Raw genomic sequence first — 10,188 nt, forward strand, 5'->3', positions numbered from 1 at the left:
GGGGTTTTGTGTTGTCCTGATGCGGCCGCCCGGAGAAGGGTGTAGGGCGGCAGGATGGGCGGGCCCGGTGCGCGGAGGCCTCCGGGACGAACGGGAGGGGTGGCGGAGGATGGGCCGGTGGTGTAGGGGGCGGTGGCACGCGGGTGCCGTGGCGCGGCGGGCCGCCGCGGCGGCGCTGCTGGTCACGGCGGCCCTGCTGCCCGGCGGTACGGCCGTGGCCGCCGGAACGCCGGGCGGGTACGGCTTCGCGCCGGGCGCCCGGCCGGTCGAGGGCGCGGCCGGCGCCCCGGACGCCCGTCCGCTGGAGGCGGGCGGGACGTACCGCAGCTCCCTGCCGCGCCACGACACGGTGTACTACCGCGTCGGCCTTGACGCCGGGTCCACGGCCTACGTCTCCGTCACCGCCGTGCCGGGGGCGGGCGACGAGGTGACCGCCGCCGACGGCCTCCGGGTCGCGCTGCGGGACGCCGACGGCGGCTCCTGCTCGCTGAACACCGTGATCTTCGGCGCCGCCCGCAGCGCCCGCCCCCTCACCGCCCAGGTCGTGCGCGAGGTGCGGGACCGGGGGAAGCGGTGCCAGGCGGCCGGCACCTACTACCTCACCGTCGAGCGGACCCGGCCCCAGGACTCGCCGCAGGGCGCCTGGGCGCTGGAGCTGACCGTGGCCACCGAGCCCGGACCGGCGCAGGCCGGCCCCACCGGCGCCCCCGAGGACTGGGACTCCGCCACCCCCGCCCCTCCGACGGGCGCGCCCGGACGCCTCCGGGGCGCCGACGGCTTCGCCGGGGCCACCCTCGTCGGACCGGGGGTGTGGCGCGACACCGTCCGCCCCGGGCAGACCCTCTACTACAAGGTGCCCGTCGACTGGGGCCGCCGCCCGTACGCCTCCGTCGACCTGGAGGGCGCCACCGGCGGCTCCGGTTACACGGACGGCGCGCTGCGCCTGGCGCTGTACACCCCCGTGCGCGGAGAGGTCCACGGCGCGGCCCGCGGGTACTCCGGCCGCCGGACGACGGTGGGGCTCGCCGCGCTGCCGCCCGCCGCTCACGCCAACCGCCACTCCGCCGACAGCCGGGTCTCCGGGATGCGGTTCGCCGGTGACTACTACCTCGTGGTGCACCTCTCGGCGAAGGTGGCCGACGGCTTCGGCGACGGCCCGTTCGGGCTGACGCTGCGGGTGCGGGTCGACGGCACGGTGCGCCCCGGGCCCGGGTACGACGGGACGGCGCGGCCGGAAGGCGTCTTCGACGTGTCCACGTGGAACCCGGCGGTCGCCGCCGCCACCGGAGGCGGCGGGAACGGGGGCGGCGCCGCGCGCGGCGACTCCGCGACGCGGGCCCTCGCCGTGGGCGGCATCGGCACCGGCACCGCGCTGCTGCTGGGGCTCGGGGTGTGGACGGTGGTGGCCCGGCGCGGTGCGGGCGCCTCCGCTCAGCCGCGGAACAGGGCCCAGAAGCCGACGGCGTAGCAGAGCAGGGCGAGCAGCACGACGGGGACGGCGACGCTCGGGGGCGGTCCGGGCCTGCGCCGCCGCCGGGCGCCCCGGGGCACCGGCTGCGGGCCCGGCACGGGTCCGGGCTCCGCCTGCGTCCGGGACGGCCGGAGGGCGCCGTGCTCCGGCGGGGTCGGCCGAGGTCCCCGGCCGGGCGGATCGTCCCGGGGTCCGTACGGCCTGTCGCCGGGAGCCGGCGCGGGGTGGCCGGCCGCGGGACCGTCGGCGGGCTGCCGGGGGGCGTGCGCGGTCGCGTACGCCGGGTACGCGCCGGGCGGTGTCGGCCGCGGGGCCGCGGTGTCCCGCGGGGGCGGCAGAGGGAAGCTCCCGGTGTCCGAGGGGGAGGCGGGCGTGCCGTCACCGCCCGGCGGTGTGCCGGGGGCGGCGCGGGACGGCCGGGGGGGCGTACCGGGGCCGGATCGCCCGGAGCCGAGCTGCTCGGGGCCGGTGCGGTCGGGGGCGGCGGGGCGGTCGCCGGAGGCGGCGCCGGGCGGGCGGCCGGTGCCCGGGGCGTGGCCGGGCGGTGGCGGGGGCGTCGTGCCGTCCGGGCCGGGCCAGGGCGGGGTACGGCCAGGGAGGTCAGGTGCCGCCGGGGGCGCGGGGGTGTGCGGGTACGGGGTGGTGGGCGGGGTGGGTCCGTCGGCGCCCGGCGGGCACGAGTGGCCGGGGCCCTGGCCCTGGCCGGGGGCGGCGCCGGGCCCGGCGGGCGGCAGGGCGTGGGCCTGGGGGGCGTGCGGCGCGGTCGGCGGGGTGGGGGTGTGCGTGCCGGGGGTGCCGTGCATGTCGTGGGCGCCGGGGGCCGCGGCCCGTGCGTCGTGGGCGCCGTGCGCGTTCCGTGCGCCGTGCTCGTCCCGCACGCCGGGTGCGGAGTACGGGGGCGCGGTGCCGGGGCCCTGGGCCGGCCACCACGGGGCGCCGGAGTCCGGCTGCGGCCACGGCGGGGTGGCGCCAGGGGGGAAGGCGGGCGTCGGAGGGGCCGCCGGGCCGGGGTGCGGTGCCGCGCCGGGGTGCGGTGCCGCGCCGGGCGCTTCCGGGAGCGGGAGCGGAAGCGCTTCCGGGTGCGGGGGCGTGGACGGGGTTCCGGTGCCCGTGGCCGGCCACGGCGGCGCGCTGTCGGGACCGCCGGCCGGGGGTGTGCCCGTGCCCGAGCCGGGGCCGGGGCCGCTGTACCGGGGCCCGCCCGTTCCCACGCCGGGCCCGTGGGACAGGGACGCGCCGGTACCCGCGCCGGGCCCCTCGTACGGGGGCGTCCCCCGACCCGTACCGGCCCCGTTGTAGGGGGACGCCCCCGTGCCGTCCGGCCGGACCGCACCGCTGTCGTCCGCACCCGGCGGGGACGGGTACGGCGGGGAGGCGTCCGGTGGGAGGTGGTGCGGGGCGGGTGCGTCGGGCGGGGGCGTGTCCCGGGCCGGCGGGGTGCCGACGGGTCGGCCGGGGGCGGGGTGCCGAGGGTCGGCACCGGCGCCGGGGCCGAGGCCGGCAGCGGCACCGGGGCGGGGGCGGCGAGGGGGGCCGTCGGGGGTGTATCCGGGGGGTAAGGGGCCTATCTGGTCGAAGATCTCGATGATCTCGTCGTCGGGGCCCGGCTCCGGGAGCAGTTCCACGGCCGCCGCCAGGGCCTTCCGCGCCCCCGTGGCCGTGCGGAAGCGGGCGTCGGGGTCCGGTTGCAGCAGCGTCGCCACGACCTCCCACAGCGGTGCGGGCACTCCCCGCGGGGCCCCGGGCGTCCCGTGCTCCGCGAAGTACTGGACGAGGGCCTTGGTGTCCGGCCTGGCGCCCTCCAGGAGGTACAGGGCGACCAGCCCGGCCGCGAACAGGTCCGCCGGGAAGTCCGGGTCCTCCCCGAGCATCTGCTCCGGCGCGAGGTAGCCCGGCGTGCCCACCACGAGGTCGGCCTCGGTCAGCCGGGGCTCGCCCAGCCGCATCGCGATGCCGAAGTCGGACAGCCGCAGCCGGGGGCGCCCGGTGCCGGTGGCCTCCAGCAGGATGTTGGCCGGTTTGACGTCGCGGTGGATGACGCCCTCCGTGTGCACCGCGGCCAGCCCGGACAGCAGTTGGTCCAGGAGGGTGCACACGAACCCGGGGGGCAGCGGGCCGTAGTCCCCGACCAGGTGGACGAGGGAGCCGCCCGTCACCAGGTCCATGGTGAACAGGACCTTGTCGTCGTCGGCGGCCCAGCTCGCCGGGGCCACGACGTGCGGGTGGTCGATCCGCAGCGCCTGCTCCCTGACGAAACGCAGCAACGAGTGGGCGTCCCGCTGCTGGAGCACCTTTGCGGCCACGTAGCGCCCGCGCCGCTGGTCCCAGGCGCGCCAGACGGCGCCGACGCCCCCGCGGCCGATCGGGTCGACCAGTTCGTACCGGCCGGCGAAGACCTCACCCATGGCTGTGTGCCGCTCCTCCCCCGTGCCGCTCCTCCCGGGCGGTCAGTTCTGGTGGGACTGGTAGTGCGCGACCGCGTCCGAGGTGCGGCCGGCACCGTACACCCGCAGGAACTCGGCGAGTTCGGGGTGGGACGGGGAGAGGGAGTCCGCCGCCTCGATTATGTCGCCGGCCGCCGCGACGGAGCGCAGCAGCGACTGGATCTCGCGGACCACGCGCTTGACCGTGGGGGCGCCGGAACCGCCCGTCGACTGCGTGGTGTTGCTGAGCACGGAGCCCCCCTGCGACTTCTTGATCTCGTCCATGCGCTCGGCGGCCTCACCGGCGCTCACGCTGCCGTCCGCGACCTGGCCCGCCAGGTCCTGCAGCAGTTGCACGCGCTGGACCACCGCCGGGTTGCCGATCTTGGCCCGCTGGCCGCTCATGAGCTGCGACAGCATCGGCGCCGACAGTCCCAGGACCCCCGCGAGCCGGGCCTGGTTGAGGCCCAGGTCGTCGATGAGCCTGCGGAAGAGCGCCCCCAACGGCTCCCCGTACCAGTTCCGCTGCAGTTCCCGCGCTCTCGCGGTGGCTTCCTGCTGTGCGGCGTCCATTGCGTCTCCCCATCGCTTCCCCAAGAACCGCAGTTCGCTCCAGCGAACCACGCCGAGCATCTTACGGAGCGTGGTCGTCCTGGGGGAGCCCCCGTCATTTGTGAGATCCCGGGGCCGACCCGGTACTCTTGTCACGGCGCCCGCCATCAGGCGGAACCGCCGTCCGGACGCCGCTCACGGCGGGGTCCGAGGGGCCTTAGCTCAGTTGGTAGAGCGCTGTCTTTGCATGGCAGATGTCAGGGGTTCGACTCCCCTAGGCTCCACCGCAGGTCAAACCCCCTCCGAGGACTACCTTGGAGGGGGTTTTCGTGATTGAAGTCCGCATAGAGTCCACATCCCCACCGGCTCTAGCGGCCTCGATTGGTTACTCCCCCGTACGGGGGGCTGGACTCTGCCCGCCAGCACCGTAAGATCCCCTCCACGAGAGGGGCAGGTGCGAACTCCCCCACGCGTGCCTGAGACGCGCCTCTCGACACCTGCCGGTGCCTGTCGGGGAGAGGACGGCCCAGCAGGGGAGGCCCCCGCCGTCTATGTCGGTGGGGGCCTCTTGACGTCCCAACGTAAACCGCCCTGGGGGTGATTGCCCCCAGGGCGGGACGCCTTGACCAAGTCGTGGCGTCTGACGGCCGGCTTGCGGAGACGCGCACGCCCGCCGGCCGCTCCCTTCACGTGCCCTGGATGGCAGAGCACGTAGAACTAACAAGATCGTAAAAAGCCTGCCCTCAGCAGGCTGACATAGAACCATGCTGGTCACAGCGTTTATGAGGTGCCTGACGACGACTGGCTGGACACCGAGGGACAGCGCATCGGCAGGCGCATCCGCGAGGTCCGCGAACACCACAACCTGACCCAGGAGAAGGTCTTCCTGGCGGTGCCGATGAACCGGGCCCACTACCAGGCCATCGAGGCGGGCCGGGCCAACCCCACGCTGCGGCTCCTGCTTCGGATTGCCCGCGTGATCGGTGTGCCTGTCTCCGAACTGGTCCGGTAGCGGCCCGCCCCGACGGGGGTGCAGGGCGGGCCGCTCGGCTCCGCTACTGGCTCGGTCGGCGTGGCGCGAGCCGGGAGCGGAACTCTCCGGGGCCGCCGCCGTAGGGCGTGGCGTGGCCGTCCTCGCCGTCGTGGCCGTCCTCGTTCGCGTGGCCGGGCGGCCGGCAGCAGTGGAGCTGCCGCGGGCCGAACGTGATCCAGCAGTACCCAGCGGCGCGACCGACGGTCAGATCCTCGGGGGTCACCGAAGGTCCTCCACCAGACGGCTCAGGGTCCGTCTCGCCTCGCATGGCCGGGTGGGCTTGCAGCGGTAGCAGTCCGTCTGGTGCCGCTCGTAGACAGTGACAACCTCTTGGTGCACGCACGGTTGGCAACCCCGGGGGTGAATGGGGGTGCCGAGCGGGCCGGGCCGGATACCGAGGTCGATGCCGGTGTCCTCGGTGACCGGGCCCGCGCACCAGGGGCAGGCGCGGCCGTCGCGCTGGTCGTCGGAGAGGAGGTACGTCTTCGGCAGCGCAAGCATGGTCGTACCCCGCTCCTCGGGGCTGAGGGCCGGGCGCGCGGTCACTGCGGTCCGTCCTGGTGGCCGTGGGCGGCGGCGTGCGGGCGGCAGGCCCGCGGGTACCAGCGGCCCAGGGTGGCGGTGGTCTGCTCGCCGAGGTCGACGGCGGACTCGCCCGTCAGCCGGGCCGTCCCCCAGACGCAGACGGCGCCGCGGAGCTGGTCCTCGGTGAGGCCCTCCGGGTCGGGCAGGGGGAGCTGCCGAACCTCCCCGGGGCGAGGGCTGGTGACGGTCATGTGGTCCCTCTCTGGAGTGCATGTGCCAGGCGCAGGGCGACGTCCGCGCGGACCCTGCCGAGGTCGACGAGGGCGAGGCTCGGTGCCGCGGGATCGACGAGGGCAGGACTATCCCTGCGCCGTCGAGGGCTGTACGAAGGGCCTCCATGGCGGTGAAGGGGTCGACGTTGGTCGACTGCGTGTTGGCCATGCCGGGACCGTACGGAGGCCGCGCAGCGCTGTGCCATGCGGTGGTCTCGAATGTTCTCGAGGTCTGGCCGGATGTTCTCTCGTGTTCTCACGCGGGCGCGCGCACGCTGTAGAGCGGGGCCTGACGCGTGGTCATGCTGAAGGCACAGCGATCACCCAGGAGGGGACGGACCATGGGACGACGACTGCGCTTCACCGGCACCGAGAGCAAGAACGGCGGCTGCCCGGCCCTGCATGAGGACACCCGCAGCGGTGAGATCATCGTGCAGGGGCCGCCGCTCACCGACCTCGAAGACCTGGCCCGGCTCAAGCACTTCGGGCCTGGGGACCGTGCGGTGGTGGTGCCCCGCGAGCTACTGGTGAACCACGGCCCGAAGGAGCTGGACCGCGTGCCCGACATCATCGACCTCGACGAGTTCGGGAAGCTGTTCCACCACTTCGAGCACTCGGCGTGGCATCTGGAGACCCGCCGCGGCTATGCCTCCGACCGCGAAGACGAGGGCTACGCCACGTTCCTGGCCACCGGCGAGGCGCCGATGGACCTCGACAGCGACTGGTGCCAGAACATCAGCGCGCAGACAGCGGCCGGGAAATACATCGGCCGGGTCCGTGTCGTCGACGACCCGCCCACCGACGGTCAGCGGTTCCTTCTCTCCTACGCCCGCTGCAATGCGGCCACCGGCGAGGACGCCCGGAACCTGTGGCGCGAGGACGCCGAGGCCGCGCTCCTGCCGGACGAGGACTTCTGGCTGTTCGACTCCCGGATTGTCGCGATCCTCCGCTTCGACGACGAGGACGTCTTCCACGACGTGGAGGTCATCACGGACCCGGCCGAGGTGCTCCGCTACTGCCAGGTCCGCGACGCCGCCGTGCACGCCTCCATCCCGTACGACGCGTTCGCCGCGCGGCTGACCGACTGACCGAGCGCCGGTGAGCACGGACTACCAGCACGCGAGAGAGGCCCTCGGCGCCCGCCTGCGCGAGCTTCGCCTCTCCGCTGCCGGTGGCCGCCTCACCGGCCCCCAGCTCGCCGCGCGCCTCGCCTGGCCCCACTCGAAGGTGTACAAGCTGGAGGGCGGCCGCCAGACCGCCACGGGCGACGACCTCCGGGCCTGGGCCGAAGCCACCGGCCACCCCGGCGACACCGACGAACTCCTCGCCCGGCTGCGCGGCTTCGAGTCGCACATCCGGTCCTGGCGCCGCCAGCTCGCCGCCGGCCACCGGCCCGTCCAGGACACCTGGAACCAGGCGATCGGCCGCGCACGGACCATCCACGTCTGGGAGGAATCCGTGGTCCCCGGCATGCTCCAGACCGCGGACTACGCCCGGCACATCTTCCTCCGCTACACCGACCTGTACGGCACGGCACAGGACACCGATGCCTCCGTCCGGGCGAGGATGCAGCGGCAGGCCTGGCTCTACCAAGGAGGCGGGAGACGGCTGCGCGCCTTGATGTGGGAGGCCGCGCTGCACGCCCTGGTGTGCCCGCCCGCGGTGCTCGTAGCGCAGCTCGACCGGCTCGTCGGCACGGTCGGGATGGACACAGTGGAACTGGGCGTGATCCCGCTCGGCGCGTCGCTGAAGCTCCCGGCAGCGAACGGGTTCTGGGTCCTTGACGGTGCCGTGGTCGTCACCGAGGACTGGCACGCGGAGCAGTGGCTGGACGACGCCCAGACCGTCGCGGTGTACGGGCGGGTGTGGGAGACCCTGCGGGAGTCGGCGGTGTACGGGGCCGACGCCCAGGCCCTCATCAGCCGGGCTCGCCGGGCGCTGACCCCTCGCTGAGACCCACGGCAGGGCCGCGCCGCTGGCACTTCGCCACGTCGTCGCCCGGGTGGGCGCATTCGTCGTACCGGCATGGCGAAACGGCCCCGCCCTCCCGAAGGAGAGCGGGGCCAAGGTCACACCCGCCACGGAGACAGGTCAAGCTCCGAAGGAGGCTCCGGCGCCGGACCGGCCGGAGTGTCCGGCCCCACCCGACGCGCCCACTGAAGCAGATCAAGGTAGGCGCGCGTCAGCAGCTTCCGCTGCTTCCGCTCCACCTGCACCTCCTTGTCCAGCCGCTCCGTGATCGCCATGAAATCGCTGCGCCTGTTCGTCGCCCGGGACTGGGTCCACGACAGGAGCCCCACCACCAGAGCGACACCGCCGCCGACCAGTGCCCCAACATCCATCAGCGGCCTCTCCTCTTCCTCAGGTGCGGCGGAGGCGGATCGTCCATGCCGGACACCAGCACCACACCGATGGTGAACGCTCCCCACCCGCACGCCGAACCCGCCGCCGCCGGATACGTACCGAACGCGGCCACCGCGAACCCCCCGGCCCAGAGACCGGCCGGCGCCGCGAGCGCGCTGTACCCGGCGGCCTGTGTCCGCGGGCAGTTGACCAGCAACCCGGCCAGGGCCGCGAGGATGCCGCAGGCCACCCACATCCAGCCGAGGGCGTCGAGGGGGATGTAGCGGGTGACGTCGGCGAGGCCGCGGCTGGTGCCGTAGCGAGGCTGGTTGATGATGCCGAGGCCGCCGTAGAGGGCCCAGCCGGCGCCGACGGTGACGAGGAAGGCGCGGCGGCGGGAGAACGCCGGCCGCCGCGCCACCGCGCCTCGCATCAGACGCCCTTGGCCAGGCTCGCGGAGTTCTTGGTGCCGAAGGCGCGGGCGAGCATGCCCTTGAGCAGGGACCCGGCGGCGGCGATTGCGGCGGCGGCCATGGTCTGCCAGAAGGTGGCGTGGAACATGTCCGCCGGGCCGCTGGCGATGGCGACGCCGCCAGCTGCGACCACGGCGGTGGACAGGGTCCGTTCGGCGAGGTCGCGGGCGTAGGCGGCGGTGGTCTTCACGACGGTCTCGCCGTCGAAGGGCAGCTCGTGCATGGTCAGTTCTCCTTCTTCAGTGCGGCGATGTCGGCCCGCAGCGCGGCGACGTCCTTGCGGAGCGCGGCGACGACGCCGGGGAGGCCGGCCACCGCGTTGTAGATCGAGCGCAGGTACGACTGCGGCTGCCAGTGGGGGTTCGCTTTCACGTCCGCGGCCCCGGCCGGGGCGGTCATCCGGTCCGATCCCCACACCGCGTCGTAGACATCGGCCTTGCTCAGCTGCGCCACGGGGGCCTCCTTGCTTGGTGAAGTGGTGGTGCCCCCGGCCCCGGCGGGGCGCGTGAGGCGAGTGGCGACGCTGCCTCGCATCGACGACATGGAGAAGCCCCTGGGGTCGACCTTCCCGGGCTGCCACTCCAGGTGGCCGATGACGGACCGCTCCGTCCAGCCGTGGTGGCGGCAGACCGCTGCGGCGGCCCGTTCGATGGCCTGCAACTGGGCGGCGGGCCAGGGGTCCTGGCCGTCGCCGAGGTTCTCGCACTCGAAGCCGTAGAAGTACCGGTTGCCGTCGGTGTCCGCGACGGTCGGCCGGGGCAGGGCCTGCTCAGCGATGACCGCCTGGAGCACCTTCCCGTCTCCGGCGCCGGCGTGGTTGGTGCGGCCGTAGCCGACGGCGTGGACGTGCCCGGCCTTGCAGATCACGCCGTCGCAGAGCGGGCCCGGGAGGTCGGCGTGCCCGGCCCGGCAGATGTCGATGGTGCGGTCGTGGCCGGACGTGACCGTGTGGTGGACCAAGACGCCGTGGACCGGGCCCCAGGGGCCCTTGTGGTTGCGGTTGTGGTCGGCCGGGGACCGGCCGCCGGTGGGGTGCTCGATGACCGTGAGGCCCTCGGCCCGGAGCGCGGCGACGAACTGGGCGTAGGTCATGGGT

General features: G+C 74.7%; 13 protein-coding genes, 1 tRNA gene and 1 pseudogene. 5 read left to right on the forward strand and 10 right to left on the reverse strand.

Annotated features, from left to right (window positions below; genetic code table 11):
* The first annotated feature begins 148 nt into the window (after nucleotides 1-148).
* Nucleotides 149-1,468, forward strand: coding sequence for a hypothetical protein (locus tag GTY84_RS27610; RefSeq protein WP_345943542.1), 1,320 nt, complete (start codon nucleotides 149-151; stop codon nucleotides 1,466-1,468).
* On the opposite strand, the gene GTY84_RS34230 is transcribed toward GTY84_RS27610, so the two are convergent.
* Complete coding sequence (locus tag GTY84_RS34230) at nucleotides 1,432-3,876, reverse strand: serine/threonine-protein kinase (RefSeq protein ID WP_237532710.1); 2,445 nt, start codon at nucleotides 3,874-3,876, stop codon at nucleotides 1,432-1,434. The two genes, GTY84_RS27610 and GTY84_RS34230, sit on opposite strands and share 37 nt — an antisense overlap.
* A 42-nt stretch (nucleotides 3,877-3,918) precedes the next feature.
* The gene (locus tag GTY84_RS27620) at nucleotides 3,919-4,467 is read right to left on the reverse strand and encodes a DNA-binding protein (protein WP_161229118.1); all 549 of its coding nucleotides are present in this window, start codon (nucleotides 4,465-4,467) and stop codon (nucleotides 3,919-3,921) included.
* Between the two features lie 190 nt (nucleotides 4,468-4,657).
* Here GTY84_RS27620 and GTY84_RS27625 point away from each other — a divergent pair.
* Nucleotides 4,658-4,730: transfer RNA gene (locus GTY84_RS27625), tRNA-Ala, on the forward strand.
* Nucleotides 4,731-5,233: 503 nt separating this feature from the next.
* Nucleotides 5,234-5,458, forward strand: coding sequence for a helix-turn-helix transcriptional regulator (locus GTY84_RS27630; protein WP_345943543.1), 225 nt, complete (start codon nucleotides 5,234-5,236; stop codon nucleotides 5,456-5,458).
* A gap of 43 nt (nucleotides 5,459-5,501) precedes the next feature.
* On the opposite strand, the gene GTY84_RS27635 is transcribed toward GTY84_RS27630, so the two are convergent.
* From GTY84_RS27635 to GTY84_RS34235, 4 genes and pseudogenes are all read right to left on the reverse strand, one after another.
* Nucleotides 5,502-5,702: a hypothetical protein gene (locus GTY84_RS27635; protein ID WP_161229119.1), complete on the reverse strand. Its 201-nt coding sequence runs from the start codon at nucleotides 5,700-5,702 to the stop codon at nucleotides 5,502-5,504.
* Nucleotides 5,699-5,980: a hypothetical protein gene (locus tag GTY84_RS27640; RefSeq protein WP_161229120.1), complete on the reverse strand. Its 282-nt coding sequence runs from the start codon at nucleotides 5,978-5,980 to the stop codon at nucleotides 5,699-5,701. The genes GTY84_RS27635 and GTY84_RS27640 overlap by 4 nt, the downstream gene beginning before the upstream one ends.
* A 41-nt stretch (nucleotides 5,981-6,021) precedes the next feature.
* Nucleotides 6,022-6,255, reverse strand: a complete 234-nt coding sequence (locus GTY84_RS27645; protein WP_161229121.1) for a hypothetical protein — start codon at nucleotides 6,253-6,255, stop codon at nucleotides 6,022-6,024.
* Nucleotides 6,252-6,445: pseudogene (locus GTY84_RS34235) on the reverse strand (hypothetical protein). Before GTY84_RS34235 ends, GTY84_RS27645 begins: the two are co-directional and overlap by 4 nt.
* 172 nt (nucleotides 6,446-6,617) lie before the next feature.
* Between GTY84_RS34235 and GTY84_RS27650 the strand changes: the two are divergent.
* Together GTY84_RS27650 and GTY84_RS27655 are read left to right on the forward strand one after the other, a co-directional pair.
* Entirely contained in the window at nucleotides 6,618-7,364 is a 747-nt protein-coding gene (locus GTY84_RS27650) for a DUF6879 family protein (protein ID WP_161229122.1), read from the forward strand.
* Between the two features lie 10 nt (nucleotides 7,365-7,374).
* Nucleotides 7,375-8,229: a helix-turn-helix transcriptional regulator gene (locus GTY84_RS27655; RefSeq protein WP_161229123.1), complete on the forward strand. Its 855-nt coding sequence runs from the start codon at nucleotides 7,375-7,377 to the stop codon at nucleotides 8,227-8,229.
* 116 nt (nucleotides 8,230-8,345) lie between these two features.
* Here GTY84_RS27655 and GTY84_RS27660 read toward each other — a convergent pair whose 3' ends face one another.
* The 4 genes from GTY84_RS27660 to GTY84_RS27675 all read right to left on the reverse strand — a co-directional run.
* Complete coding sequence (locus tag GTY84_RS27660; RefSeq protein WP_161229124.1) at nucleotides 8,346-8,618, reverse strand: hypothetical protein; 273 nt, start codon at nucleotides 8,616-8,618, stop codon at nucleotides 8,346-8,348.
* On the reverse strand, nucleotides 8,618-9,052 hold the full coding sequence (locus GTY84_RS27665; RefSeq protein ID WP_161229125.1) for a hypothetical protein: 435 nt from the start codon (nucleotides 9,050-9,052) through the stop codon (nucleotides 8,618-8,620). The genes GTY84_RS27660 and GTY84_RS27665 overlap by 1 nt, the downstream gene beginning before the upstream one ends.
* Complete coding sequence (locus tag GTY84_RS27670; protein ID WP_161229126.1) at nucleotides 9,052-9,315, reverse strand: hypothetical protein; 264 nt, start codon at nucleotides 9,313-9,315, stop codon at nucleotides 9,052-9,054. The genes GTY84_RS27665 and GTY84_RS27670 overlap by 1 nt, the downstream gene beginning before the upstream one ends.
* Before the next feature lie 2 nt (nucleotides 9,316-9,317).
* Nucleotides 9,318-10,188 (reverse strand): N-acetylmuramoyl-L-alanine amidase (locus GTY84_RS27675; RefSeq protein WP_237532712.1); only part of this gene is annotated, 871 nt, incomplete at its 5' end.

This window comes from Streptomyces sp. SID8352, from assembly GCF_009862265.1.
GTDB lineage: Bacteria > Actinomycetota > Actinomycetes > Streptomycetales > Streptomycetaceae > Streptomyces.